At 54.5% G+C, this 23705-nt stretch carries 29 protein-coding genes and 1 tRNA gene; 14 read left to right on the top strand and 16 right to left on the bottom strand.

Annotated elements, in window-relative coordinates; translation table 11 throughout:
• Positions 1 to 879, bottom strand: coding sequence for a DMT family transporter (locus tag FHW16_RS05430; RefSeq protein WP_182548092.1), 879 nt, complete (start codon positions 877 to 879; stop codon positions 1 to 3).
• 6 nt (positions 880 to 885) lie between these two features.
• Positions 886 to 1299, bottom strand: a complete 414-nt coding sequence (locus FHW16_RS05425; RefSeq protein WP_182548091.1) for a VOC family protein — start codon at positions 1297 to 1299, stop codon at positions 886 to 888.
• 217 nt (positions 1300 to 1516) lie between these two features.
• Here FHW16_RS05425 and FHW16_RS05420 point away from each other — a divergent pair, with 217 nt between their 5' ends.
• Positions 1517 to 1678: a Thivi_2564 family membrane protein gene (locus FHW16_RS05420; protein ID WP_182548090.1), complete on the top strand. Its 162-nt coding sequence runs from the start codon at positions 1517 to 1519 to the stop codon at positions 1676 to 1678.
• A 35-nt stretch (positions 1679 to 1713) separates the two neighbouring features.
• Here FHW16_RS05420 and FHW16_RS05415 read toward each other — a convergent pair whose 3' ends face one another.
• The 4 genes from FHW16_RS05415 to FHW16_RS05400 all read right to left on the bottom strand — a co-directional run bounded on the left by FHW16_RS05415 (position 1714) and on the right by FHW16_RS05400 (position 4041).
• Entirely contained in the window at positions 1714 to 2601 is an 888-nt protein-coding gene (locus FHW16_RS05415; protein WP_182548089.1) for a LysR substrate-binding domain-containing protein, read from the bottom strand.
• 369 nt (positions 2602 to 2970) lie between these two features.
• A complete protein-coding gene (locus FHW16_RS05410; RefSeq protein ID WP_091878761.1) occupies positions 2971 to 3159 on the bottom strand; it encodes a hypothetical protein in 189 nt (62 codons plus the stop codon).
• A 94-nt stretch (positions 3160 to 3253) separates the two neighbouring features.
• The gene (locus FHW16_RS05405) at positions 3254 to 3670 is read right to left on the bottom strand and encodes a (R)-mandelonitrile lyase (protein WP_182548088.1); all 417 of its coding nucleotides are present in this window, start codon (positions 3668 to 3670) and stop codon (positions 3254 to 3256) included.
• Positions 3661 to 4041: an ArsR/SmtB family transcription factor gene (locus FHW16_RS05400; RefSeq protein ID WP_182548087.1), complete on the bottom strand. Its 381-nt coding sequence runs from the start codon at positions 4039 to 4041 to the stop codon at positions 3661 to 3663. Before FHW16_RS05400 ends, FHW16_RS05405 begins: the two co-directional genes overlap by 10 nt.
• A 122-nt stretch (positions 4042 to 4163) precedes the next feature.
• Here FHW16_RS05400 and FHW16_RS05395 point away from each other — a divergent pair, with 122 nt between their 5' ends.
• Positions 4164 to 5339 (top strand): MFS transporter, encoded by a 1176-nt coding sequence (locus FHW16_RS05395; RefSeq protein ID WP_182548086.1) that lies wholly within the window; start codon positions 4164 to 4166, stop codon positions 5337 to 5339.
• A gap of 54 nt (positions 5340 to 5393) precedes the next feature.
• Here FHW16_RS05395 and FHW16_RS05390 read toward each other — a convergent pair whose 3' ends face one another.
• Positions 5394 to 5852 (bottom strand): YidB family protein, encoded by a 459-nt coding sequence (locus tag FHW16_RS05390; RefSeq protein WP_182548085.1) that lies wholly within the window; start codon positions 5850 to 5852, stop codon positions 5394 to 5396.
• A 163-nt stretch (positions 5853 to 6015) separates the two neighbouring features.
• Here FHW16_RS05390 and FHW16_RS05385 point away from each other — a divergent pair, with 163 nt between their 5' ends.
• Complete coding sequence (locus FHW16_RS05385) at positions 6016 to 6273, top strand: GlsB/YeaQ/YmgE family stress response membrane protein (protein ID WP_182548084.1); 258 nt, start codon at positions 6016 to 6018, stop codon at positions 6271 to 6273.
• Between the two features lie 319 nt (positions 6274 to 6592).
• Positions 6593 to 7057, top strand: coding sequence for a VOC family protein (locus FHW16_RS05380; RefSeq protein WP_182548083.1), 465 nt, complete (start codon positions 6593 to 6595; stop codon positions 7055 to 7057).
• A gap of 58 nt (positions 7058 to 7115) precedes the next feature.
• Here the strand turns inward: FHW16_RS05380 and FHW16_RS05375 are convergent, their stop codons facing one another.
• The 4 genes from FHW16_RS05375 to FHW16_RS05360 all read right to left on the bottom strand — a co-directional run bounded on the left by FHW16_RS05375 (position 7116) and on the right by FHW16_RS05360 (position 11052).
• A complete protein-coding gene (locus tag FHW16_RS05375; RefSeq protein WP_182548082.1) occupies positions 7116 to 8120 on the bottom strand; it encodes a DUF930 domain-containing protein in 1005 nt (334 codons plus the stop codon).
• Between the two features lie 83 nt (positions 8121 to 8203).
• Positions 8204 to 8704 (bottom strand): ankyrin repeat domain-containing protein, encoded by a 501-nt coding sequence (locus FHW16_RS05370; protein ID WP_348643853.1) that lies wholly within the window; start codon positions 8702 to 8704, stop codon positions 8204 to 8206.
• A gap of 177 nt (positions 8705 to 8881) precedes the next feature.
• The gene (locus tag FHW16_RS05365; protein ID WP_182548080.1) at positions 8882 to 9796 is read right to left on the bottom strand and encodes a hypothetical protein; all 915 of its coding nucleotides are present in this window, start codon (positions 9794 to 9796) and stop codon (positions 8882 to 8884) included.
• 230 nt (positions 9797 to 10026) lie between these two features.
• The gene (locus tag FHW16_RS05360) at positions 10027 to 11052 is read right to left on the bottom strand and encodes a fatty acid desaturase (protein ID WP_182548079.1); all 1026 of its coding nucleotides are present in this window, start codon (positions 11050 to 11052) and stop codon (positions 10027 to 10029) included.
• On the opposite strand from FHW16_RS05360, the gene FHW16_RS05355 reads away from it, so the two are divergent.
• On the top strand, positions 10998 to 11477 hold the full coding sequence (locus tag FHW16_RS05355) for a hypothetical protein (protein ID WP_182548994.1): 480 nt from the start codon (positions 10998 to 11000) through the stop codon (positions 11475 to 11477). The two genes, FHW16_RS05360 and FHW16_RS05355, sit on opposite strands and share 55 nt — an antisense overlap.
• A 552-nt stretch (positions 11478 to 12029) precedes the next feature.
• Here the strand turns inward: FHW16_RS05355 and FHW16_RS05350 are convergent.
• Positions 12030 to 12485, bottom strand: a complete 456-nt coding sequence (locus FHW16_RS05350) for a GNAT family N-acetyltransferase (RefSeq protein ID WP_182548078.1) — start codon at positions 12483 to 12485, stop codon at positions 12030 to 12032.
• Between the two features lie 545 nt (positions 12486 to 13030).
• Here FHW16_RS05350 and FHW16_RS05345 point away from each other — a divergent pair.
• Positions 13031 to 13249 (top strand): hypothetical protein, encoded by a 219-nt coding sequence (locus FHW16_RS05345; RefSeq protein ID WP_182548077.1) that lies wholly within the window; start codon positions 13031 to 13033, stop codon positions 13247 to 13249.
• 628 nt (positions 13250 to 13877) lie between these two features.
• On the opposite strand, the gene FHW16_RS05340 is transcribed toward FHW16_RS05345, so the two are convergent.
• Entirely contained in the window at positions 13878 to 14456 is a 579-nt protein-coding gene (locus FHW16_RS05340) for a TetR/AcrR family transcriptional regulator (protein ID WP_182548076.1), read from the bottom strand.
• Positions 14457 to 14595: 139 nt separating this feature from the next.
• Here FHW16_RS05340 and FHW16_RS05335 point away from each other — a divergent pair, with 139 nt between their 5' ends.
• On the top strand, positions 14596 to 15153 hold the full coding sequence (locus tag FHW16_RS05335) for a DUF308 domain-containing protein (protein ID WP_182548075.1): 558 nt from the start codon (positions 14596 to 14598) through the stop codon (positions 15151 to 15153).
• 13 nt (positions 15154 to 15166) lie between these two features.
• Here FHW16_RS05335 and FHW16_RS05330 read toward each other — a convergent pair whose 3' ends face one another.
• The 3 genes from FHW16_RS05330 to FHW16_RS05320 all read right to left on the bottom strand — a co-directional run bounded on the left by FHW16_RS05330 (position 15167) and on the right by FHW16_RS05320 (position 17103).
• The gene (locus tag FHW16_RS05330; RefSeq protein WP_182548074.1) at positions 15167 to 15820 is read right to left on the bottom strand and encodes a glutathione S-transferase family protein; all 654 of its coding nucleotides are present in this window, start codon (positions 15818 to 15820) and stop codon (positions 15167 to 15169) included.
• Between the two features lie 117 nt (positions 15821 to 15937).
• Entirely contained in the window at positions 15938 to 16687 is a 750-nt protein-coding gene (gene map / locus FHW16_RS05325) for a type I methionyl aminopeptidase (protein ID WP_182548073.1), read from the bottom strand.
• A gap of 339 nt (positions 16688 to 17026) precedes the next feature.
• A tRNA-Arg gene (locus FHW16_RS05320) sits at positions 17027 to 17103 on the bottom strand.
• A 392-nt stretch (positions 17104 to 17495) separates the two neighbouring features.
• Between FHW16_RS05320 and FHW16_RS05315 the strand changes: the two genes are divergently transcribed.
• The 7 genes from FHW16_RS05315 (at position 17496) to FHW16_RS05285 (ending at position 23704) form a co-directional block, all read left to right on the top strand.
• The gene (locus tag FHW16_RS05315; RefSeq protein ID WP_182548072.1) at positions 17496 to 17735 is read left to right on the top strand and encodes a DUF768 domain-containing protein; all 240 of its coding nucleotides are present in this window, start codon (positions 17496 to 17498) and stop codon (positions 17733 to 17735) included.
• Between the two features lie 377 nt (positions 17736 to 18112).
• Positions 18113 to 19003 (top strand): LysR family transcriptional regulator, encoded by an 891-nt coding sequence (locus tag FHW16_RS05310; RefSeq protein WP_182548071.1) that lies wholly within the window; start codon positions 18113 to 18115, stop codon positions 19001 to 19003.
• Between the two features lie 110 nt (positions 19004 to 19113).
• Entirely contained in the window at positions 19114 to 19917 is an 804-nt protein-coding gene (locus FHW16_RS05305) for a carbon-nitrogen hydrolase family protein (RefSeq protein ID WP_348643852.1), read from the top strand.
• Between the two features lie 10 nt (positions 19918 to 19927).
• Entirely contained in the window at positions 19928 to 20599 is a 672-nt protein-coding gene (locus FHW16_RS05300; RefSeq protein WP_182548069.1) for an RraA family protein, read from the top strand.
• Between the two features lie 35 nt (positions 20600 to 20634).
• Entirely contained in the window at positions 20635 to 21675 is a 1041-nt protein-coding gene (locus FHW16_RS05295; RefSeq protein ID WP_182548068.1) for an ABC transporter substrate-binding protein, read from the top strand.
• Positions 21676 to 21707: 32 nt separating this feature from the next.
• Complete coding sequence (locus tag FHW16_RS05290; protein ID WP_182548067.1) at positions 21708 to 22823, top strand: ABC transporter ATP-binding protein; 1116 nt, start codon at positions 21708 to 21710, stop codon at positions 22821 to 22823.
• A complete protein-coding gene (locus tag FHW16_RS05285) occupies positions 22820 to 23704 on the top strand; it encodes an ABC transporter permease (RefSeq protein WP_182548066.1) in 885 nt (294 codons plus the stop codon). The genes FHW16_RS05290 and FHW16_RS05285 overlap by 4 nt, the downstream gene beginning before the upstream one ends.
• Position 23705 lies beyond the last annotated feature (1 nt).

Here is a 23705-nt window from a genome sequence, read left to right as displayed (position 1 = left end):
TTATTCCATTGCAGATGCTTTTGCCGTGTTCCGGTTCTTCAGATTCAGAAGATTGCCTGAAAGGATGAGCACCGCGCCAAGTGCCGTATAAATGTCGAGACGTTCAGCATAGATCAGCCAACCCAGAACGGCGGTCAATGGAACCCGCAGAAAGTCCATCGGGATCACCACGGTCGCATCCGCATAGAGCAGGGCTTTCGCCATGCAGAAATGTGAAAACGTGCCGGTGAAGGCAATAATAATCACCCATGGCCAGACATGCAATGTCGGCCATTGCCAGACGTGCAACGCCGGTAGCAGACCGATGCCGGACTGAATAACCAGCATCCAGAAAATGATCTTCACCACGCTTTCCGTGCGCGTCAGCGATTTGACCATGGTAAAGGAAATGCCGAAGGTGAAAGCTGCACCGAGCACGATCAGCTGGCCTATTTCGACTGTGCCGATCCCCGGGCGTACGATGATGATCACACCAATAATGCCGAGCAGGATTGTCAGCGTCCGCAGGAGGTTCATTCGTTCGCCGAGGAACGCGACCGCCATGACCGCCGTCCATGCCGGTGTGGTGAACTCGATGGCGATCACCTGCGCCAGCGGGATCATCGATAACGCCTGCAACCAGGCAAATTGACCGGCATAGTGGGCTGCGTTACGCCCGAGATGTTCCCAGATCCGGCCTGTCTTCATCGCGCGCAGCCCGCCGGAGGAGCGGATCAGAGGATAAAGCATGGCCAGCCCGATGAGTGAACGCATCTCCATGATCTGGAAGACGTTCAGCTCTTTCGAGGCTTCCCGGCCGGAAATCGCCATCAGCAGGATAGCGGTCAGCGATCCGGTCATCCAGAACGCAGCCCTCAGATTGGACGGCTTGAATTCCATGATAGGTTATTTGGCGTAGACGCTGGCGAAATCGGCAAAGCCTTTGACTTCGATGGGATTGCCCGAGGGATCGCGGAAGAACATGGTCCATTGTTCGCCGGGTTCCCCCTTGAACCGCACGACTGGCGGCATGACAAAGTCAACCTTCGCCCCTTTCAACCGTTCAGAAAGGGTGTTCCAGTCTTCGAGAGGCAGGATCACGCCAAGGTGTGGCATGGGCACCATATGGTCGCCAACCTTGCCGGTGTTGGTTGTTTCGAACGGTTTGCCGAGATGCAGCGAAATCTGATGGCCGAAAAAATCGAAGTCGACCCAACTGTCCGTGCTTCGTCCTTCTTCGCATCCCAGAATGCCGCCGTAAAAGCCGCGTGCCGTGTCGAGATCATTGACGTGATAGGCAAGATGGAACAGCGAACGCATGGGAGAATCCTGAAGAGCGGGGATGATGGCGAAGCTATCAGCAACTTTACAGGCAATGCAATGAATGGTTGTGCGAAATTGCGCGAAACATTGTCCTGAAGTGTGCTCGGCCACCGATTGCGACATGGGCTAATCACCTGCTTTCACGGAACAAAATAGCCAGCAAAGAGTTTTGAAACGCTACGATTGTTCAGGTCCAGAAAACAGGAAGTTTGCGATGTCCATACTTATCAGTCTTTTGATCACCGTTCTGGTGATTTTTCTTGTGCTCTATCTCGTCCAGATGTTGCCGCTTGATGGCCGCGCAAAACAGATCGTTCAGGTGATCGTTGTGGTGATCGGAATTATCTCGCTGCTGCGTTATCTCGCAGTTTTCTAGAAAGTTTCATGGCGGGGCTTTCGGCCCCGCCATTTTCATGTCTTCACTTCGCCGATGTGGCCGAGCATCCAGTCGCGGAATGCGCGGATTTTAGGAACATTCCGCCGCGCCTCCGGATAAACCAGCCAATAGGCATGCTTGCTTGTTCCGACAACGTTGAATGGTTGGATAAGCTGTCCTTGTTGCAGTTCAGACTGAAAGAAGACTGGCGTCAAGATGCCGACACCCTGTCCGGCCAGAACTGCCCGACCTTCCAGATGCTGATCGCCGAGCCGTGTGCGCAAGTCACCGCGCAGTGCCGGCTTGTCAATGCCGACGAGATTGAACCAGATATTCCACCAGGGGTCACCGGGATCCAGTATCGGCAATTTGAGAATGTCCTCCGGCGTCTTCACACCGCCTATGGACGCGGCCAGCGTTGGTGACAGCATCGGCGTAAAATCCGCCTGGAAAAGCTTGTGGCAGACCAGACCCGGCCATTTCACCTGTCCGCTGCGAATCCCCACATCCGCTTCCTGGCGTGAAAAATCCACCATATCACGGGTGGATTTCAGCCGTACGGCAAGCGAAGGGTGCTCCATGTGAAATGAACCCAGGCGCGGAACCAGCCATGTGGCGGCAAAAGTCGGGATCGTCGTGATGGTCAGAATACCTTCCGTACTCTCGCGCATGGTGGCGAAGGCAGCCCGCAGGATCTCGAACGCATCGGTCATCGAGGGAGCCAGGCGTGCTCCTATTTCCGTCAGCGCGACCTGACGTGGAAGCCGTAGGAACAGGGCGGCGCCCACACGCTCCTCCAGAAGCTTGATCTGGTAACTCACGGCTGCCTGAGTCATGCCGAGTTCTTCTGCCGCCTTGGTGAAATTGCCATGGCGGGCGGCAGCTTCAAAAACACGGATGGCGGCGAGGGGAGGAAGATTCATAGAAATGATCCATAAGGTGGCCTTATGAAAGATACTCGCCGTTTTGTTGGAAAACAAGCGGGAACAGGCGCATTGAATGCTCACCCAAGACGCTAACGTCGCGTACGAACCGGAGTTGAGGTCATGAACCCCTCGCCATCACAGTGCACACGAATAGAAAATACCGGCTCCCGGTGGAGCTGGCTTGTAAACATCGGACGGTCGCTAATGCGGCCTAGCGTACCGACCTTGATAAATACCGGAGATTACTCCGAACACATGCTGCGCGATATTGGCATGATGGACGGTCGTCCGATCCGTGGTGAAGCCTCAGCAGCCGTTGACGACCTGCAAAAGGAAATTCTGCGGAGGTCCGTCTAAGAATACCGGTCAGGAATCGAAATCCACTTCCAACTGCTTCTCGAGGGCCACGAGGTCCTCGGGAAGAGGCATGCCCATGGCTTTCAGTTCATTGAGATGTTCGCGCAAGGACTCGTGAATTTCATGGGCATCTGCCGGCCGTTGCACCATCTCTTCAAGCAAGAGCGCGATCTGTGCCTTGATGTCTTCGAACGCCATGGTTTTTCCCTTCGGCTCATCTGCAATGCCGGGTTGTTACGCCTGCATCCATGCTAGCAGATCAGTCTGCAACCGCATACCGTTTCAATGATGTTCATGATTTTTCGGCTCGTTCGGCACCTGAGTATTGCGCATCTGAAACCTTTTCCATCCAGTCGGCAGCACTGCCGTCCGCCGCTTCCTGCATGGCAATATGCGACATGGAATTTTCAGGGCCAGCACCATGCCAATGCTTTTCGCCCGGTGGAATCCAGACCACGTCTCCGGTTCTGATTTCGCGGATCTGTTCGCCCCAAACCTGTGCCAGTCCGGAGCCGGATACCACATAGAGCGTCTGACCAAGCGGATGCGTGTGCCAGGCAGTGCGAGCGCCCGGTTCGAAGTGCACCACGACCGAAATCAATCGTGCCGGAGCGGGCGCCTGAATGATCGGGTCCTGCCATACCGTGCCGGTGAACCATTCTTCCGGTGCGCGGCGCGTTGGTACGGAGCCGCAAGCCTTTATGTCCATTCGGTTTCTCCCGGGGCTTCGGCCGCATCGGCCATAATCGGATTTTCCGGCAAACGAACAGTACCTGCCGAGATAATGATGGAAGCGAGGAAGCCCGGAAACCGGGTCTCAAGATCGATACGGCGCAGCGTCAACAATCGTTTGGTTCCGTCGGGCCGTACATTGATTACTCCAGCCTCGCGCAGCTTGGCCACATGATAGCTCAGTGCTGTCTTCGAACCAAGTTGAAGAAACTCACCGCACGTCATGGCGCGTTCACCGTTGCGCGCGAGAATGGCAATGATGCTCAGACGTGTCTCGTCGCCAAGCGCTGTCAGGACGGCTGGAAGCGAGATCTCCTCGGCATCCGGATGAAACAGGGGATGGGTCATGCCCTCCTACGTAGCAATTACGCAGGAAAAATTCAATGTTCAATAATCGTTGAACTTTGTGCTTGACTTCACATCACGGTGAGTTCAATAGTTCAAGGATCATTGAACAAAGGACCGCTCCCATGGACATTCGCCTTGTAGGTTTGGCGTTGGGTACATTCGCCATTGGTATTGAAGGCTTTGTTGTCGCCAGCCTTCTGCCTGAGATCGCCGGGGACACCGGCGTCACGTTGGTGCAGGCTGGCTATCTCGTGGTCATGTTCGCCCTTGCCTATGCGCTGGGTGCTCCGGTTCTGGCTGCCATCACCGGCTCGGCTGACCGGCGTGTCATCCTTGCAGGCAGCGCCACGACATTCGTCATTGGTGCCATTCTGGCTGCACTCGCCCCATCCTATGCGTTTCTGACGGCCGCCCGTCTGATCATCGGCATGTCGGCCGGTCTTTACGCGGCCACCGCCCAGGCAACTGCCGTCGCCATTTCCGAATCGCATCACCGCGCCCGTGCTATTTCAGTCATTGTTGGCGGCACGACGCTGGCCGTAGCCTTCGGCGCGCCGCTCGGTGCGCTGATTGCTTCCTTTGCCGGATGGCGCGGCACCTATGTCTTCGTCGCATTGATCGGTGCAGCTGCGACGACTTTCGTCTGGTTCCTGCTGCCGCGCGGACTGCGTGCTGACCGGTTGACTTTGAAACAGCGGCTCGGCGTGATACGGCATCCCGGTCTCTTTCCGGCGCTCGTCACCATGCTGCTCTATATGGCGGGCGGATTCATCGTCTTTACCTATATCGCCGCCATTGCCGTGCAGGGTACAGGTCTTTCCCGCGAAATGGTGCCTCTTGTTCTGTTGGCTTTCGGTCTGGGCGCTGCCCTGGGCAATTTCATCGGTGGGCAGTTGTCCGATCGTTTTGGTCCGACCCGTACAGTGATTGCTGCCTCGTTTCTCAATGCGGGGTCGCTCATGGCAATCAGCTGGATCATGCAATGGCCCGACGAAATAGCCGGTCCTGCGCTTATTGCAATCATGGTTTTCTGGGGCGTGTCTGCCTGGGTGTTCCCGCCGGCACAGGCGAGCCGGGTCTTGGCTATTGCACCGGAAAGTGCGCCGCTCGCCCTGTCGCTCAATGGTTCGGCGCTTTACCTCGGGATAGCATCGGGGTCTCTGTTCGGCGGATTGATCATCGCCAATCTCGGCCTTGAATATCTCGGCTGGATCGGTGGCGCATTCCCGCTGCTGGGGCTTGTCGTGATGCGTCTTGCCAGCGTCAACGCCAACCGGCGCGAGCTTTCCGTCGCCTGAAAAGCAATAAAATCCGCTGGCCGAAACGCTTAGCTTCGGCCAGCGGGATAGTCTTCAGGATGAGGATTTCAAAAGTGAAGCGATCTGCTGGGTGCTGGGAACCTGGCCATTAGGCGTCAGTTTGTCCACGACGCCGGGCAGAACCTTTGACAGTTGCGCCAGCAATTCATCTTCGCTCATCCCGGTTTGCTGGGCGATCTCGCTGATGGCTTTCTTGCCAAGAGCCACACCGAGCTCATTGGGTGCGATGGCCTTGTTTTCACCGGGTTTGACCCATGAATCCGCTGCCTCGCCATGCCCGGCATTGGTCAGGCTCTCCAGCAGTCCACCAAGACCGCCAAGAAGGCCGCCGCCGGCAGCATTGCCGTTGTCGGCTGTCTGGGGATTTGCGGGAGCCGGAGCTGGCTCACTTGAGCCGCCACTGAACATTTTCCCAACAAGAAGTGCCCCAAGTGCAATCAAAAGCGGTTTTGAAATGCTGCCGCCTGGTACCGCATTATCGAAAATTCCCATCTCGATCTCCTTCAATGTTGCTCGGGTTCAGCTCAAATTCTGTATTTCTTCCCCCTGAACGCAGTTTATTCATTCAGGCAGAAAGCACAACATAGCTTGATTTTATTCAATCTATGCGAAAACATGACGAGATTATGCCAATGGATAGGGAAGGAATGCTTGCATGTCTGTTATCAGTTGGATTGTACTCGGACTTGTTGCTGGATTTATTGGTAGCAAGATCGTCAACAAGAGCGGTCAGGGTTTTATCCTTGATATCGTTCTGGGCATTGTCGGCGCTGTCGCCGGTGGCGTTATTTTCAGCTTTTTCGGTGCTACCGGCATCACCGGTTTCAATATTTATAGCCTGATCGTGGCCGTCATCGGTTCCGTCGTTGTGCTCTGGCTCTATCACGCAATTACCGGAAACAGGGCGGCTTAGGCATGCCTGTTTCGGCATGTTGGTTAAAATAGCGCGGCATGTGTGCCGCGCTATGTATCTATCCGACATCCAACTCGATACGCGCGCTCACTTGGCACCATGGTGCAGGAAACCCGTAGTATCCGTTCGACAATCCGCGATGCCTGTGAAACGCAAATCAGCTCTCACGCAAGAGCGAAATGTGCACTGCATGCGATCGTTCAGCGGCTTTTATCCTGTGAGGGCAAGCGAGTAACCTGATGTGGCATCGGGGCTCTTTCCTATTTGCACCCGTCTCTTGAGCCTCTGTTTTCATAGCAACCTGCAAAGGACCAGTCCCATGACAAACAAGCAGAAAATCAGAACCTTTCTGTGGTTCGATACACAGGCGGAGGAGGCTGCCAACTTCTACGTGTCGGTGTTCAAGGATTCGAAGATCGTCGACATTTTGCGCCCTTCCAAAGATGCGCCGGCCCTGACCGTCGCTTATCAGTTGGCCGGTCAGGAGTTTGTCGCGCTGAATGGCGGGCCGCAATTTAAATTCACGGAAGCCATTTCCCTCACCATCGATTGCTCGTCGCAGGAAGAGGTCGATTATTTCTGGACGAAGCTGTCCGAAGGCGGTCAGGAAAGCCGGTGCGGCTGGCTCAAGGATAAGTATGGACTTTCCTGGCAGGTGGTGCCCTCGCGCATGCTCGAACTGTTACAGGACAAGGACCCGGGAAGAGCAAAGCGCGCTATGAATGCGATGATGCAGATGGGAAAAATTGACATCGCCACCGCTGAAAAGGCTGCCGCCGGTTAATCCATGATGAATGGTTCAGGAAGATCGGCTTGCAGCAAGCGGAGGACCAAAAGTATGACTAACGCCTGTTGTCCAGCTTGCGTGCCTGCCATTCACTCAGTGGAACGAGGCCGCCAATCTTGAAGGTGAATGACACCACGCGACTTATCCCGGCATCGACCGAGCATTTGTAATCGATATTGTACCAGTTTGCTCCAAGGCGGAACGCAGCGCCAGCGCCACTGAACGAGGTTCTTGAAATGATCCCTCCAGAGGAGCCGTTTGGAAGGAGCGCATCCCTGGATGCGGTACTTGGGTTTGAACCAAGCTGCGCCAGTGCCTCCGATGTGCAAAGGCTTGCAAGGCGATCTTCTGGCGACAGCTTCGCAACGATCTGTGCTGTCCTTGGATCAAGCATCGAGTTTGGCATGAATTTTTGGCTGAGATCAGCGAAAGGATCTGAGCTCTTCATCGCTTTGGATCCATTTGGTTTGGATGCCAGATCCGTTTTCTTCGGCTGAGGTTGAGCCTTTTGTTGGGGAACCGGAGTGTTCTTGGGAGACGTGGTGGGCGCAGGGGATTGTTGTGCTGCCTGTCCCGCAGTTTCACTCGGTGTTGGCGCAGATTGCAGTTCCGCCGTGTCGGGCAGCGCCGGCTTGGCTTCGATAGGCGCAGCGCCCGCGGCGGCGTCTGTCTTTCCTTGTTCGGTCTCTGACTCCTGAGGCGTCGACGCTTTATCTTGCGTCTCGCCGTCACCGGAAGGAGGTTTCTTTTCCTCAGTCGATTCTTTTTCTGATCTGGGCAGAAGTTTCAGAATATTTTGCGAAGAGGACGCCGCCGCCGCTGGTGCCGGAGCCGGCTGCGGTTTGGGTGGCTCTTCTTTCTTCTCAGGCTCGGGCTTTGGTTCCGGTTCGGGCGTTGGTGGCGGAACAACCTCGACCTTGACGCTTTCCGTCTCCGGTGGCGTGGTTTTCCATTCCGGTAGCTGAAGCAACAGCAATGCGGCGACCAAAAGATGCAGGGCCAGGGACGTCAGAACGCCCCCTCCGAGTTCGGCCCGCAGTTTTTTGGCAAATTGCAGCATTGCTTAAACGATAATCGTGCGCATGCCCGAAACCTAGGAGCTCGTCATGCCTGCAACAAGGGGAAAGTGGCGACTGTTCGGCCCTATTTCAGAAGTTTGGCAATGGCTGGCTTATCCGCCGCCAATTCCAATGCTGTCTTGCCGCTTGCCGTCTTGGCCTTTTTATCAGCGCCGTGCTTGAGAAGGCTCTGAATAATGGCGGGATCATCGCTGTAACTTGTCGCCATGTGCAATGGAGTCATCTTGTCATAGTCACCGACAATATTGACATCGGCACCTTTGGAAACCAAAAGATCAATTACACTGGCCGGGCCGTAATAGGCAGCCGTATGTAACGGCGCCCAGCCTTCCCCGGACTTCAGGTTTACGTCAGCGCCACAGGCGAGCATCTTGGCCACCAGATCGGCTTTCCTGTCCCGGATAGCGAGACCGAAATGCGTATCGCCGCCCATATCCCGTCCGTTCGGGTCAAGCTTCTTACATTGCGCGGACGTTGCAGCCGCACTGGCGCTTGTTGCCAGAACCGGACTGGCTGTTGTGCATACCAATCCAAACAGGACTACACTTGAAATCAATCTCGACACGCTGTCGTCCTCACCATTTTGATTAAGTTTGCCATCCGTCATCCCGACCGGATCGCTGCCAGCCTTCTACAGGGCTTCACCTTCGCTAATCAAGGGAAGGCGGGATCATTTGGCAGCGATGAGGCAATGAAAAATCCCGCAGCGGCGCTGCGGGATCTATCTTATTGCAGGAAGTGCTTAACGGTTGCGGCGGATACCGGCGGCACCACCGATTGCTGCGGCGATAGCGCCAATCAGCATGGCGATAAAGGCGGCAAAACTGCCGCTTGCAGCCACGGTTGCAGTCTTGTCCGCCGCCTGCTTGGCCTGAACCTTCAGTTCTTCAATCTTGGCATTCGCCCTGGCCTTCACGTCGTCAATCTTGGCGACGGCCGCGTCATAACGCTTGTTGGCTTCCTCAGGCGAAACGCCGAGCTGTGCCGCAATGATGCCAGTGACACGCTGTTTGGTTTCCTGCGTTGTCTCTTCACCGAGCGCATGGCTCGTCAACGCCGAAACAATCTCCTTGCGTGCCTGTTCCGGTGTCAAGGATGTTGTGCCCGAAGGATCGCGGTTGAGAACCCCGTCAACGAGGCGGTCCACCTCGGCACCGGCCTGTTCCTTGGTGATGCCACTAGCCTGTGCGGCTTGCGGGATCATGTCCTTGGCCGTTGAAGCCGCACCGGATACGGCTTGGCCCGCTGTCGAACCAACGGAAGAAGCAACACTGCCGAGGACGCCGAAAGCGCCGCCTACGGCTGTGCCGAGCAGATAAAGACCGACCACGAGACCTGCAGCCCATACAACCAAACCGTGCAGGACACCGCTCCAGCGTGCGTATTGGCCCGAAAAATAGGCGGCGACATAACCGCCGATTGCCAAGGCAACGACCATTACCACGGCACTCCAGATGCCACCGCCAATACCAAGACCTTGCGCTGAGGCACCATCACCTGTCGCACTGACCGTGCTCAGACCAATGCCAAGTCCGAGGGCCGCAAAAAGGACCTGCACCGCTATGGCAAGAAGTGTGCCGCCAAAAATACCGCCCCAAGCCAGGCGCTGCCCGTCCGCTGCGATTGTATCCACTGTGCCCCGTTCATACGAAACCATGGTACGTCTCCAATCATTTTGTTCTTCGGATAAAATTCCCGCAGGGCGCTGTTGCCCGGCGAGATCAGGGCAAAAACACGTCTGAACAAAGTTGGTTCCGCCGCACCGGCCGGATATATTTTACCGGAGGAAGGGAACAATAATACTGATTGAACGTACGCCTGCGCTAAACGCGCAGGCCGGGGAAAAGTGCAGGGGTAATATTTATTCCGGAAAAAGATCTGGTTTTGCTATGCCAGCGACCGCGCCTCACGGAAAGAAATCAACCGGCGCCGGCCTTCGTCCCATAGAACCAGTTTCACACAGCGCAGGCTTTGCAGGATGGTAATTCGTCCGACATTGCTGAGTTCCGGATAATCCCGCAGGACTTCCGGCAACCGATAGTAGGGCACCCGACTGGAAAGATGATGGACATGGTGGATGCCGATGTTTCCTGTCAGCCAGCGCAGAACCAGCGGCAGGTCGTAATGTGACGAACCATGCAGTGCGGCTTCCTGAAACTTCCATTCAGTGCCCTGGGACCAATGTGTCTCTTCGAACTGATGCTGTACATAAAACAGCCAGATACCTGCAGCGCCTGCCAGAACAACGATGGGCAGATGCACCATCAGAAACGGAATGACGCCAACAAACCAGATGAGGATGGCGGCCAGAAGGGCAATCGCAAAATTGGTAGCCATAGTTGAAACCCAGGGCTGGGCCCCGGAGCGCATCATGCCGAACGGCAGGCGCTGTTTGAAAATGAAAAGCCACGCAGGTCCCACCCCGAACATGATCGCCGGATGCCGGTACAATCGATAACCGAGGCGGCCCCAGCGTGACAGGGCGCGATATTCGGTAACGGTCAGGGTAGTGATGTCACCAACGCCGCGTTCATCAAGATTTCCCGCCGAAGCGTGGTGCAGGGCATGGGCCCGGCGCCAATAATCATAGGGCGTCAAGGTCAGAACGCCGATCACCCGGCCGGTCCAATCATCGGAATGTCTATGGGCAAAAAACGAGCCGTGTCCACAATCGTGCTGGATCATGAACAGGCGCAGCAGGAAACCTGCAGCCGGTATGATCAACAGCAATCCCCACCAGAAGCCGTAATGCACGGCAGCCCAGGACAAAGCCCACAATATTGCGAAGGGAATGACCGTAACGGCCAGTTCAAACGCACTGCGACCGCGATGCGGTTTGCGATAATTCAAAAGGATTTTTGGCCAAGCGCGTTCGCTGGAACCAGTGTCAGAATTCAAGGTGGAGTTTTTCATCGGCTATTATAGGCCTGCACCACGAATGGGCACAAGGGACGGCACCGTTCTTTTGTCATACGAAAGTGATTTATGTGCGCCTTTGCAGCAGGCGTGGCGCAACAGGTGGCATTTTTGTCAGCTTTGCCGGTGACAACAACGGTAAAATATCACACATCACCGATCTGCCGAGTGAAATGTTGAGGTTAAGCTTACAACTTCTCTTTGTTAGAAGAACTGTAGCAATCTCTATTTGTATTTTCACGGTAAATTGGGCAGCGCGCCGGATCAACGATGTGACGTGTGATATCGCAGTGATTGCCGGGATGCCCGTTCAAATCCGATGGCTGCTGTGTCGGTTCAGCCCATGGCAGCACCGTCAGGTCATGCGTCAGTCGGTCAAGGGACAGGGAAATCGCGCGTGGCCTGCCGCTCTTCAGCGCTGATGAAGGCGCATCCAGACTATTTCTTCTTATGAAGTTTCTTCTGATTGATCTTTTCAATCTCGGCATCGTCTAGGTCTCTGAAGGGACCTATGAGTTGGGATTCAGCGCCTTCGTACTCGATTGCTACGTAGAATAAGCCGAGATTCGCAGTCACATGAATGATCGGTTTCCCAGTCTTTTTCTTTGCCATTGGATGAACCTCTCACGATTGCCGCGCGGAATAAACAGTTTCGTGGCTAACAAATCAAGTAGTAAATCGTTCCCTTGTTTATGAGAACTCCCGAGCGTTGTGTTGATTTCATTGATGTGTGTGGCGAGAAATATCATTTAACCGTCAGGTTGCTTGGAACGGGGCGTTCTTTCATCGTGGATGAGTTGGCGTGCGCAACGCGAGATTGCGCAGGGCGCCTTGATGGTGTTCGCTTCCCGTGGATGAAAGGTGAGCCCGATTGCGGCTGCCGAGGAGATGGAATGAGCTTCACTGCTTCCCGCCCTGGAAAGCTATCCACCAATTCCAGCTCAGGACGGCGACTGCTTGTGGAGCCCATCGTCTCAGGACACGAGTTGTTTCGTCATGAAAACGCGTCTCAACCCTTTCTCCTCCCGGCGATCTGTCTCGCAATAGCCGAGGCTGCTGTAAAGCTTGATGTTTTCGGTCATCAGTTCGTTGGTATATAGCCTGATGCGGGAGTAGCCCATGTTTCGAGCTGCACCCTCGGCAAAGTTGAGCAGCAATCGACCAAATCCGCGTCCTTGAGCTTTAGGGGCAACTGCAACATTGTCCAACAGCAGATAGTCAGCTTCCGGGATGAGGACAATAATTCCGAAAATTTCCCCGAATTCATCGACAACGTGAACGTATTGATCGGATATAAGTGCAGAGTAATCATCCAACATTGGGCCAGGTTTGCATCCGATCCGCGCGATGTAATGGATGTATGCTGCATCTACAATAGCTTTCACTGCCGTTAGATCTGCAGGACAAGCTTTGCGAATATCCACACTCATTTCGTAATCGAGTGTCCTATTGCGGCACCAATGGCCGTGCCGAAGGCAATCCCAACGGCTATGTTGCCGAACACAATTTCACCCATCGCCGCACCGATCCCAATTCCTATCGCCATTCCTGCAGCCATATCGGAAGCCTTTCGGTTAATTCCTCAAAGTTAAATCAACCCAAGGATGATGTCGATGCGTTGGACCAGAGGTTCGTCTTAGCTGGCAATGGCCAACCCGATCGTCATTACGCCCATAACGAATACGGCTTTGCTCGCCACGTGGCAGGAGCACCGCGATCATTATATTGGTGTGAAGGCGGGGCTTTTTCGCGGTGCGGGAATAGCAAATGTGAAGTTCGCGTGGTCAAAGATGGATAGGGATAGCAATCTTCTCCCGACGACCATCCGCTGTTATCGTTCCAGACCCTGTTGACACCCCATGGCATAGAGATTTGCGGCAATGCCTGGCCGAGCGTTGCGAGCTTCTGCCAAATTTTATCGGAACAATTCGGCACCTGGTTTCTTAAGTATAGGTGTTCAAGCAGGAGATAGACAATGACAACCCGTGTCGAGAAAATCGGTGAAGTGAAAAATCTCGTGGCTGACCAGATCTCTGCGATCCTTGAAGCTGCATATCCCAGTGACGTGTCTGATTTAACAGCACTGGATGGTCACAATGACAAAATAGCTGATTTGGTGACGTTGTATCGTGCGATGGAGATCGCTGAAACGTCGAACAGACAGAGTGTTTTCAATCTCGGCAACATCGTGTGAATAATCAATTGCCCCTGAGTTTACACCTTAGGGGACCGACGCTTTATTGGGCGATAGTTGATCGCTTGATGTTCAGACGCTGAGATCCATGGAAGCCCGTATTCCTTGTCGGTGGAAGCTTGGGCACCGCAGAGACTACATCGACGTAGCCGGTAAGGTGTAAAGCTACCGTCTATGACCGCCGCGAGGGCTTCCCTTGCCAGATGTATTGCTATTCGCCTTGCCAGTTTGTTTGGTGCCCTTGTGGGGCCCGCCAAAACTAAACCCGAACCGCGCTGCGTCAGCTGTGCCGATAGTCGGCAGACTTGTCAGGGCAACGGTTATCAATGTGACAATGAGCATTCTCATCATTTTCGGTGCAATCCAACAGGCGGAAGATTCTAATGAATCCAGAATTGGTAGTACTGCCTATCGGTCAAATTGGTTTTAAAAATGGCCTTAAAGTCGTTCTGGCCGTGTAACCTTGGGGACAGAATACTCATTTCTCTCTTTTGGTAGACCGCGCATTTTCGAGTTCCACCAGCTTGTTCGCCCTTATAGCGATCATGGAGAAATGGAGTTTGGATATCCCATGTCGATGCTGGCCTGGGCTCTATGCGTTCCGCACCATTCTGCCGCTCTCCCCAGACTACTTTGTCAGCTTGGCAACCTGTGTGGTGATGATCGCAATGAACAATCCGGGGTCACCGAAAGCTCTCGCGGAGAGCATGGCCCCGTGAACGGATGCCATCAGCATTTGGGCTTCCTCTTCGGGACGCCTGTTCAACCGGAACAAGTCCTGTTCCGCTCCGGCGCTCAGCACCGAAGTAAGCCATGCTGCGAGCGTTTGGAAATGGGCGCGGACGCGTGACGCGACCTCTTCGGGCAGCATCTGCATCTCGCCAGCCAGCATTGCACAGACGCAAAAGGGCTGCGAGGCATCGCGAATGCATGTATCCCAATAGTTCAGGTAGAACTGCAATTGTTCGGCGGGGCTTGCGACCAGTTCCCGGAGGGAATTCAGTCCCGTTTCGGCCTGCTGCCTGTAACGGTCCACCAGCGCCGCGACCAGTTCGGCCTTCGTTGGAAAGTGATGATGGATACTCGCCTTCCGGATGCCGATCGCAGCCGAGATATCCGCATAGCTGAACCCGTTATAGCCTCCCGCGACGATGAGAGATTGCGCGATGTCGAGTATCTTTTCTGAAGTCGAAGGTATTGATTTCATACAGTCGCCTACCTTTTGGTAGGCTGAATGTCAAGGTTACGCATCACTCCCGCTTTTCACAATGAGGTGTTCGAATACCAGGTTGACTTGATGTCATAACCTTCCTACTGATAGGTAGATAGCAACAAGGAATCTGCCAATGCAAAGTCAATCTTCTATCCAGTCCAGCTGGCTGCGAACCTATTATTTCACACGCGCCATCTTCTCAGTCGCATGGGTTGCCGCCGCCATTCTCTTCAGCGCGCAAGCCAATTTCACCGTGCTTCTGCTCGTTATCTATCCGGCATGGGATGCCCTCGCCAATCTGGTTGATGCCCGCGTCAATGGCGGTTTGAAAGCCAACCCGTCCCAGGCATTGAATGTCGCGGTCAGCACGATAACGACGCTTGCCGTCGTCGCAGCGGTCGGCAACAGCATGCATGCCGTTTTGGCCGTTTTCGGCGTTTGGGCGATTTTTTCAGGTCTGCTGCAGCTGAACACGGGAATAAAGCGCTGGCGTTCCTATGGCGCGCAATGGCCGATGATCCTGAGTGGCGGGCAATCCGCCCTCGCCGGCGGCTTCATGATCAGCCAATCCATCGGCAGTGCTGCCCCGACCATACTGGACATTGCTCCCTATGCGGCGTTCGGTGCGTTCTACTTCCTGCTTTCGGCAATCTGGCTTGTCGTCACGGCTTATCGCAAAGCAGTTGCGTAGGCGCTGTCGCTCCCTAATGGCGATCCGATACGGCGGCAAACACCGCCAGTTGGGCGGCGAAAGCGCGCTTGTAGGCGGGCCGCGCTTCGCCGCGCGCGACATAGGCGGCAAGGTTGGGATATTCGTCCAATATCCCCGATGCCCTCAGCCTGAGCAGCACGTGCACCATCATGAGGTCCCCGGCGCTGAACGCGCCGTCGAGCCATTCTGTCCCGCCAAGCCGGGTGGAAAGTTCGCCCAGCCGGTCCCGAATGCGATCATCAACGAGCGGCATGCGCTCTGCGCTCCAGCTTTTGTTCCCTTCCGCAAACATGGCGACCTGACGCTCATAGATCGGCATTTCCATGGTGCCAACTGCGGCAAACATCCATGTGATCGCGCGTGCCCGGGCATTGGCATCGTGGGGAAGCAGGCCAGCATGGTGCTCGGCGATATGGAACACGATTGCCCCGGACTCGAACAAGGCAAGATCGCCTTCCTCATAGGTCGGAATCTGCCCGAATGGATGCAACGCCAGATGCGCGGGTTCCTTCATCGCCTTGAACGAAACAAGCCGGATATCATAAGGCTGACCAACTTCCTCGATCGCCCAGCGTACGCGCATATCCCGTGCCAGACCTTGGCCCTTATCGGGGGAGCGTTCAAAGACTGTAATGGTAATCGTCATCGCTGTTCTCCATGGCTCATCTGTTTTGAAGACGATTGGTTGAACGGGAATCCGACATTCCGTGCTTGAGATAGTTTTTGCAGCAGTTCAAAGGACATGCTCCTGCTGCTGTTAAGCTCATCCAGGTAAAGTGACCACGAGCGGCCCGTGGCGGGTAGCCACGACGGTGTGTTCATACTGCACCGTTGGCGCGCTTGGTTCGGAGAACAATGTCCAGGAATCATCGCCGTCCCTGGCCAGATCCGCTCCCATAGAAAGGAAAGGTTCGATGGTAAACACCAGCCCCTCATTCATGATTCTTTGTTCTGAGCTGTCAGGCCATGTGGCGATCTCTTCAGGTTCTTCATGCAAGGTATGTCCTACCCCGTGACTGCACAGATTCCTGACGAGTGTGTAGCGATTTTTACGCGCAAAGTCCCCCACTGCCTGTCCAACGGCCGCGAGTGGCTTGCCCGCTCCGACTTGTCTAATTCCGGTCCACATAGCCCGTCTTCCGTCACGGCAAAGCCGATCGATTGTACGCGATATCGGCGGCACGGCGAAAGATGCTCCAGTATCGGCGAAAATACCGGCCTTCTCGGCAGAGACATCAATATTGACGAGATCACCTGCAACAACTTGACGATCGCCAGGAATGCCATGAGCAATTTCTTCATTCACGCTGATGCATGTTGCGCCGGGAAAGCCATAACACATTTCTGGGCCCGACCGGGCCCCTGCTTGCTCAAGAAGCTTGCGGCCGATCATGTCGAGCTCAGCCGTTGTTATTCCCGGCTCGAGCGCCTTAGCCATAGCTTCAAGCGTGTTGGCGACAATCCGCCCAATTTCCTGCAGCCGCATCAATTCGTCTTCGTTGGAAATTGTCATTTTATCGATCTCTGTGCTTTGCTGAATGGCTTGTCAGGATAAGACATACGCGGACGATTGCAATTGTCGCGTTCACGACGTCACACCGTCCACCTAAAGGTGTTCGCTGTGCATCTTCCTATTCCAGGGCAACAAGTCGCCGATATGATTGATGGGATAATCAGCAATACGGCTGATGACATCCTGATTGGGTTCCAGAGACGATAGCAACCTTTGGCCAGAACAAATCATGAAATGCTGTACGGAATCGGAGTGCATGTTTCCGGGCATGTTCATGTTTAAATTTTCAACGCGCCTGAACGTTGACGAGGGGAAATAACATAACTTTTAAACTGTTGATGGCGCACCCGACAGGATTCGAACCTGTGACCTCTGCCTTCGGAGGGCAGCGCTCTATCCAGCTGAGCTACGGGTGCATGGGGCTGCGATAGCTCGCATGCGCGAAGCGGTTCTAACCGATGCGGCCTTTGGCTTCAATGGCGAATTTTGCACCCGGCTGAAAGAAATGTTTGCGCCGGCTTCGCGCCGCGTATCCGGGGCCTCTTCATTTCATAGATGACCCGGCCTGACCTCGTTCACGACAAGCGTGAAAGCGTACATTCATTTGTAACGGATTCCTCAACGAAGAAATCAAGAAAGGTCCGGATTTTCGGTACGACATGCTGGCGGGAGGAGCCTTCTCGCGATGAGGCTGGAATCCTCCAGATTGTCACTGCCACGAACGATAAAGTCGAATCCCTCTCTGACAATATCGAATTTGCAGGTATAGAAAGGGACGAGAACCGCGTTCAATCGGAGAGAATATCTCATGAATACACTCGGACCAGCATTGGCGTTCGCAAAGACTTGGGTTGCACAGAACGTCCGTCCTTACGCGCTTGATAATGTGGAAGAGAAAGGGGAGGAGCTTGCGAGCGCGTTTCTTGCTGATGCAAAGGCAGCGGGCTTCGACGAAGCAGAAATCAAGGAGGCGATTGACGATGACATTGCCGATTACATGATAGAGGCCCTTTATAAGGTTCGCGATCCGGAAGCGGGCCGTTCGTAGCGACCATTCCAAGTGGGTGCTGTGCATCATCCAAGGGACAACATATGCCGAGAACGACGCGACATCAGATCCGCACTGCGGGAGCGCAACCTCGGAGCATTGAACTATTTCAAACCAGTCCTGATGTTTCCACCGGCGTGGTGACAGTTTGAACTGAACGGCAAATGAATGACCGGTGATTCAGGGCATCCCCAGAGGAGGGACGGTGTCGGTTTCTCCAGAGCCATCATTTTCGCGGGCATCTGCTGGCGTTTCTTTGGTGCTTTAAACCAATCGCTTCCCTTTATCGGCCGGGATCTCGTTTGCCAATGTTGAGCATTATGCATTGGCATCGATATTATTTTGCAGGAAGATGGCTCCAAAAAAAGGGGCATCACATGAACCTGCGTTTTGTAGAAACTTTTCTTTGGATTGTTCGCCTGGGCAGTTTTAGTGCCGCAGCAGAAAAACTGAACACAACTCAAGCCTCGATTTCCAACCGTATCGCGACCTTGGAACGTGAACTTGGCGTACAGTTGTTCGATCGCGATATGCGCACGGTCAAATTAACGCCCGTTGGACAGCAGGCTGTCTCGAAAGCAGAAGACATCGTCAAAGCTGTCAGCGAGTTTCGCGAAGCAATTGCCGATCCCACAAGCCTCAAAGGTTCGGTCAGCATAGGCACGATTGATTCTATCGTACATTCGTTTCTGCCGCGTCTTGTTGAACGAGTGCAGGAGCGGTATCCGGGAATCGCGATTGACCTGAATGTTGATACAAGTCTCAATATGGCGCGGGAAATCATCGAGCGGAAAATTGATCTGGCTATGATCATGGGACCGGCACTCGATCATGGTTTGGTGAATATAGATCTCGGAACCTATCGTTGTGTATGGGTAGCAAGTCCGAAATACGGATTGGCGGGAAAACCACTGACACTTGCGGATATTGCAAGCTATCCCCTGTTGGCCTTTTCCAAAGGCAGCGTTCCACATCACGGTTTGCTGCAGCAGTTTCGCGAAGCAGGGCTTGAGCCACCCACGATTTCCAACTCGAACTCGCTGGCTACCATCATGCGCCTTGCCAAAGATGGTCTCGGAATCGCACCTTTGCCCCGGGTCATTCTCGGAGAATATGTCGATACCGGTGCATTGGAGATTCTTGACGTTACGCCTGTGTTCCACCCGCTTACGTTTCATGCCGTTTACGCGGATCATCCGGACAGCTTGCTTCCGTCGATCATCGCCCAGATGGCAGCTGAAGTATCGCTTTGCATGGCGGACGCCTGAGATCCAAGTCTGGCCTATAAGAAAATTCTATAGGACTGCTCAAGTATTTCGAGTTTGTCTGAAGCTAATATTTTCCGCACGATCCATCCATCGAAAATGGAGGAATGAGCGTGAAAGTAAGTCTGATCCAAATGAACTCACAGGATAGCAAGGCTGCCAATCTTGAAACAGCGGCGCGGCTGATCAACGAAGCCGTCGAAAACGAGTCACCTGATCTCGTTGTGCTGCCCGAATATTATGCATTTCTTGGCGAAGGGCGGGAGAATATTTACGCCAATGGCGAGACATTCCCGGATGGCGATGGCTATCGCTTGATGGCGGGTCTCGCCGCACAGCACAAGGTCACCATTCACGCTGGCAGCGTCGTCGAACAGGACGGCAACAAGTATTACAACACCACTATTGTCTTCGGTCCGGACGGCAAGGAACTTGCAAAGTATCGCAAGATCCATCTGTTCGACGTGGATACGCCCGGCGGCATGGTCTACCGCGAGTCTGATACGATCAGCCGTGGTGAGGAGATTGTGACATATCAGGTAGGCAATACCAAAGTCGGTTGTGCCATCTGCTACGACGTCCGCTTCCCTGAACTGTTCCGCAAGCTGCGCGATGAAGGTGCCGAAGTCATTGTCCTCCCGGCCGCTTTTACACTCATGACCGGCAAGGATCATTGGGAGGTGCTCGCCCGTGCCCGCGCGATTGAAACGCAGACCTACTTCCTTGCCGTTGGCCAGACGCTTTCGAATTCCGAGGGACGCAAATGGTGCTGGGGTCATTCGATGGTCATCGATCCGTGGGGGCATATTGTAGCGCAGTGCTCCGATGGTGTCGGTACCACCAGCTCCAAGCTCGACCTGAGCTACGTCGCCAAAGTGCGCGGTGATGTTCCTGTCGCCAGCCATCACGTTATTTGAGAGGCAGGTCATGTTTGAAGTCAATGAAATGCCACACCAGATCGATGCGGATCTGATCAAACTGATGGAGCGGGTCGAGACGGCGACGATCGGTCATTTTCTGCATTCGGGTTTTATCGACCGGGAAATCCGCGCTGTCCTGCCGGAAAAGCGCGTAGCGGGGACCGCCGTTACGGTTCGTCTTCCCCACGCGGACTCAACGATTCTGCATTACCTGACCAAGCTGGTGCGTCCGGGTGATTTCGTCGCTATCGAGCGCTGTGGTGACGATCGCCATGCCTGTTGGGGTGGTGTCGTTACCCACGCCATGAAACTGGCGGGTATTGTCGGCGCGGTGATTGATGGACCTGCGACGGATTTCTCTGAAATCCGCAAGGTTGAAATGCCGATGTGGTGCCGCGGACCGTCACCGATAACGACAAAAATTTTGGGTTTGGAGGGCGCGATTAACGTCCCGGTCACAGTCGGCGGTCAGGTTATCAGGCCAGGTGATGCAATCATTGCCGATGAGAGCGGTGTCGTTGTGTTGTCACCTTCTCAGGCGCAGGCGGCGACTGAAAAAGCACTCGGCATGCAGGAAAACGAAATCGTGTTGCTCGAGCGCCTGCGCAACGGTGAATTTCTTCCCGACATTTCGGGAGCAACGAAAATCGTGGAGGGTCAAAAGCGGCAGGTCGCTTGATCGATAACAATCAACTCAAAAAAACAGGGAACGAGATGATGTTTGTAAAACTTTCAATGGCTGTTTCAGTGCTGACTATCGCCGCATTGTCCAGTGCCTCTGCGGAGACAGTGACACTGACGGCCTATAGCGGGATATTTCAGGACCACTATACCAAGGCCGTTGTTGAGCCATTTATGAAAAAATACCCGGATATTACCGTACAGTTTTACGGCATGCCTAATTCGGCTCAGATGCTTGGCACATTGCGCGCGCAAAAGAGCAGTCCGCAAATTGATGTGGCCATTCTTGATGTAAGCGTGGCCAAGGCTGGAGCGGACGAGGGCATTTTTGACAAGATCGATGAGAGCGTCTCGTCAAACGTCAAGGATCTTTACCCCAATGCACGTGCGGAGGGTGTTGCCGGGGTTGGCGTTACCTTCGACAATCTGGTTCTGATCTACAACACAGATCAGGTCAAACAGGTGCCAAAGTCCTGGAACGTGCTTTGGGACAAGCAGTATGAAGGCAAGCTGATCATCCCCTCGGTCCCGGATATTCAGGGCACGACGTTTACCATCATTTCGAACAAACTCGCTGGTGGCACTGATTACAAGACTGATCTTGCGGCGGGCATCGCCAAAATCGGTGAGCTTGCTCCCGGCGTACAGACCTGGGAACCCAAGCCGGATGTCTATGCGCCTATTGCCAATGGACAAGCAGCCTTGGGCATCGGCTGGAATGCCCGCGCGCAGATCTACGCACAGACGTCTGGCGGGAAGCTGGGCGTCGCATTGCCCGAGGAGGGTAGCGGATTTCAAATCAACACAATCAATCTCGTGAAAAATGCTCCGGCTGGTGACGCGGCGAAAAAATTTATTGATTACGCGCTCAGCCCTGAGGCCCAGGCAGCGTTTACCAGCGAAATGTTTTATGCGCCGACAAACTCAAAGACAGTTGTTGCCAAGGAGGCAATCGAGCGCACAGCAGCAGGCGATATGGATAAGATGATCGATATCGATTGGCTGGCCGTGGCAAAAATCCGGGATAACATCACCGAGCAATGGCGCCGCCGCATCATTCCGCTCAGCCGCTAAGCCCTGTCAGCAGAGAAAATTTGGAGGCTAGAATGATGCATCAAACCATCAAAGGCAGCGGCGTTGAAACGGTCAAAGACCCTTATCTTTGTCTCGAAGGCGTCAACAAGAAGTACGGTCTGATTGAAGTCATTTCCAATCTGAACCTCGAGGTCCGGAAGGGTGAGCTCATTGCGTTGCTCGGACCTTCCGGCTGTGGCAAGACGACGACACTGCGCATGATCGCTGGCCTTATCTCTCCCACAGCCGGCAAGATTGCGGTTGGCGGTCGCGACGTAACCCATATCGCCCCGCATGGCCGCGATATGGGTCTGGTCTTTCAAAGTTATGCGCTTTTCCCGCATATGACTGTGGCCAGGAACGTGGCCTTCGGGTTGGAAATGCGTGGTCTGTCGCGTGCAGAGATTGGTGTGAAAGTCACCAAGGCACTCGGTATGGTTCAGCTCGAACATCTTGCCGGACGCAAACCGCGGGAACTTTCGGGTGGACAGCAGCAGCGCGTTGCATTGGCTCGCGCACTCGTCATCGAACCCTCGATACTGCTGCTTGATGAACCGCTTTCGAACCTCGATGCGAAACTGCGCGACGAGATGCGGACGCAAATCCGGGATATTCAGCAGCAGCTCGGCATCACCACCGTCTTCGTGACCCATGATCAGGTAGAAGCCTTGAGCATGTGTGATCGTATTGTGGTCATGAAGGGCGGGCTTATCGAGCAGGTCGGAACGCCCCATGAAATTTATGAACATCCCGCCACACCATTTGTGGCTTCCTTTGTCGGCCGGACAAATCGCATCAAGGGCATCAGAAACGCGGATGGCGGCATACGCATTGGATCATCGACTATCCGGTCCGCTGTTTCCGCGGAGCAAGGTGACGTAATGGTGATGGTGCGTCCGCACCGCGTTCAGATCGATTGGGATCTGACACGGGCAGAACGGCAGGACGAAACAGCAAACCGTATCGCTGCATCACTGTCGCGGATCACGTTCGTCGGTGACGTCATTCAGTATCATTTTGATGTCGATGGTTCGGAGTTCATTGTCGAGGAATCGACGATGAAGTCTCAGGCAGATCACCACCCTGGTAAACAGGCCATGCTGTCCTGGTCTGTCGAGGACACGTTTGTCTTCGGAGCAAACCAATGACGGCAGCAACGTTCGATCTGCCTGTCAGGGGACAGAAACCATCCAGCACAGCCAGCATCGCTGTGGTCTTGCTATTGCCGATTGCATTGGTGAACGCCATCGGTTTCATTCTCCCCGTTCTCAATCTGGCAAGAATGTCTTTCAACGAATCCTTGCCCGGAGGGGGCATTGCCGAAACATTTACAGCTGCCAACTGGACGGGATTGCTTCAGGACGGGTTCTATCTGGAGCTGATCGTGAATTCAGTTGCGGTCAGTCTGGGGATCACGCTTGCAACGCTTATTGCCAGCTACCCGATAGCGCTTTATCTCCACCGTGCTTCCGGGGTATGGCGGACATTCTTGACCGTCCTTGTCATATCGCCTCTTCTGACCTCCGCCGTGGTGCGGACCTACGGCTGGATTGCGCTTCTGGCGGATCAAGGTCCTGTTGCCAACGTCAGCGCGGCCATGGGATTTCGGCCGCCGCGGATGATGTTCAATACAACAGGCGTTGTTATCGGCCTTACCGAGATTCTCATGCCCTATATGATCCTGTCGCTCATGGCGGGGTTTGGCCGTCTGGACCCGAAAGTCGAGGAGGCAGCCCGAACATTGGGCGCAACGCCATTCAGAACCTTTTGGCGCGTTATCCTGCCCCTGACGCTCCCCGGCATCGCTCTTGGTTGCCTTCTTTGCTTTGTCCTCGCCATTTCGTCTTTCATTACACCAAAGCTCATGGGTGGCGGGCGGGTGTTCCTGCTGGCAACGGAGATTTACGATCAGGCAATCGTAACGTTGAACTGGCCATTGGCCGCGACGCTCTCGATGCTTGTGCTCATCATTTTTGGAGCAGCCTTGGCCGTTTATTCGCGCGTGCTGCGCATGATTGATCAAGGATAAT

It is taken from the genome of Phyllobacterium myrsinacearum (genome assembly GCF_014138285.1).
GTDB classification, from domain to species: domain Bacteria; phylum Pseudomonadota; class Alphaproteobacteria; order Rhizobiales; family Rhizobiaceae; genus Phyllobacterium; species Phyllobacterium myrsinacearum_A.
This window is presented reverse-complemented; position numbering and strand designations above follow the sequence as displayed.

What these genes read in the sequence shown, in the direction of transcription:
- FHW16_RS05360 (WP_182548079.1), bottom strand. Translation starts at nt 11,052, where the DNA reads ATGAAAAACTCCACCTTGAATTCTGACACTGGTTCCAGCGAACGCGCT.
- FHW16_RS05430 (WP_182548092.1), bottom strand. Translation starts at nt 879, where the DNA reads ATGGAATTCAAGCCGTCCAATCTGAGGGCTGCGTTCTGGATGACCGGA.
- FHW16_RS05410 (WP_091878761.1), bottom strand. Translation starts at nt 3,159, where the DNA reads ATGGCGTTCGAAGACATCAAGGCACAGATCGCGCTCTTGCTTGAAGAG.
- FHW16_RS05425 (WP_182548091.1), bottom strand. Translation starts at nt 1,299, where the DNA reads ATGCGTTCGCTGTTCCATCTTGCCTATCACGTCAATGATCTCGACACG.
- FHW16_RS05345 (WP_182548077.1), top strand. Translation starts at nt 13,031, where the DNA reads ATGACAACCCGTGTCGAGAAAATCGGTGAAGTGAAAAATCTCGTGGCT.
- FHW16_RS05340 (WP_182548076.1), bottom strand. Translation starts at nt 14,456, where the DNA reads ATGAAATCAATACCTTCGACTTCAGAAAAGATACTCGACATCGCGCAA.
- FHW16_RS05335 (WP_182548075.1), top strand. Translation starts at nt 14,596, where the DNA reads ATGCAAAGTCAATCTTCTATCCAGTCCAGCTGGCTGCGAACCTATTAT.
- FHW16_RS05385 (WP_182548084.1), top strand. Translation starts at nt 6,016, where the DNA reads ATGTCTGTTATCAGTTGGATTGTACTCGGACTTGTTGCTGGATTTATT.
- FHW16_RS05400 (WP_182548087.1), bottom strand. Translation starts at nt 4,041, where the DNA reads ATGACCCATCCCCTGTTTCATCCGGATGCCGAGGAGATCTCGCTTCCA.
- FHW16_RS05295 (WP_182548068.1), top strand. Translation starts at nt 20,635, where the DNA reads ATGATGTTTGTAAAACTTTCAATGGCTGTTTCAGTGCTGACTATCGCC.
- FHW16_RS05420 (WP_182548090.1), top strand. Translation starts at nt 1,517, where the DNA reads ATGTCCATACTTATCAGTCTTTTGATCACCGTTCTGGTGATTTTTCTT.
- FHW16_RS05285 (WP_182548066.1), top strand. Translation starts at nt 22,820, where the DNA reads ATGACGGCAGCAACGTTCGATCTGCCTGTCAGGGGACAGAAACCATCC.
- FHW16_RS05375 (WP_182548082.1), bottom strand. Translation starts at nt 8,120, where the DNA reads ATGCTGCAATTTGCCAAAAAACTGCGGGCCGAACTCGGAGGGGGCGTT.
- FHW16_RS05300 (WP_182548069.1), top strand. Translation starts at nt 19,928, where the DNA reads ATGTTTGAAGTCAATGAAATGCCACACCAGATCGATGCGGATCTGATC.
- FHW16_RS05380 (WP_182548083.1), top strand. Translation starts at nt 6,593, where the DNA reads ATGACAAACAAGCAGAAAATCAGAACCTTTCTGTGGTTCGATACACAG.
- FHW16_RS05315 (WP_182548072.1), top strand. Translation starts at nt 17,496, where the DNA reads ATGAATACACTCGGACCAGCATTGGCGTTCGCAAAGACTTGGGTTGCA.
- FHW16_RS05290 (WP_182548067.1), top strand. Translation starts at nt 21,708, where the DNA reads ATGATGCATCAAACCATCAAAGGCAGCGGCGTTGAAACGGTCAAAGAC.
- FHW16_RS05310 (WP_182548071.1), top strand. Translation starts at nt 18,113, where the DNA reads ATGAACCTGCGTTTTGTAGAAACTTTTCTTTGGATTGTTCGCCTGGGC.
- FHW16_RS05415 (WP_182548089.1), bottom strand. Translation starts at nt 2,601, where the DNA reads ATGAATCTTCCTCCCCTCGCCGCCATCCGTGTTTTTGAAGCTGCCGCC.
- FHW16_RS05395 (WP_182548086.1), top strand. Translation starts at nt 4,164, where the DNA reads ATGGACATTCGCCTTGTAGGTTTGGCGTTGGGTACATTCGCCATTGGT.
- FHW16_RS05350 (WP_182548078.1), bottom strand. Translation starts at nt 12,485, where the DNA reads ATGAGTGTGGATATTCGCAAAGCTTGTCCTGCAGATCTAACGGCAGTG.
- FHW16_RS05390 (WP_182548085.1), bottom strand. Translation starts at nt 5,852, where the DNA reads ATGGGAATTTTCGATAATGCGGTACCAGGCGGCAGCATTTCAAAACCG.
- map (WP_182548073.1), bottom strand. Translation starts at nt 16,687, where the DNA reads ATGACAATTTCCAACGAAGACGAATTGATGCGGCTGCAGGAAATTGGG.
- FHW16_RS05405 (WP_182548088.1), bottom strand. Translation starts at nt 3,670, where the DNA reads ATGGACATAAAGGCTTGCGGCTCCGTACCAACGCGCCGCGCACCGGAA.
- FHW16_RS05365 (WP_182548080.1), bottom strand. Translation starts at nt 9,796, where the DNA reads ATGGTTTCGTATGAACGGGGCACAGTGGATACAATCGCAGCGGACGGG.
- FHW16_RS05330 (WP_182548074.1), bottom strand. Translation starts at nt 15,820, where the DNA reads ATGACGATTACCATTACAGTCTTTGAACGCTCCCCCGATAAGGGCCAA.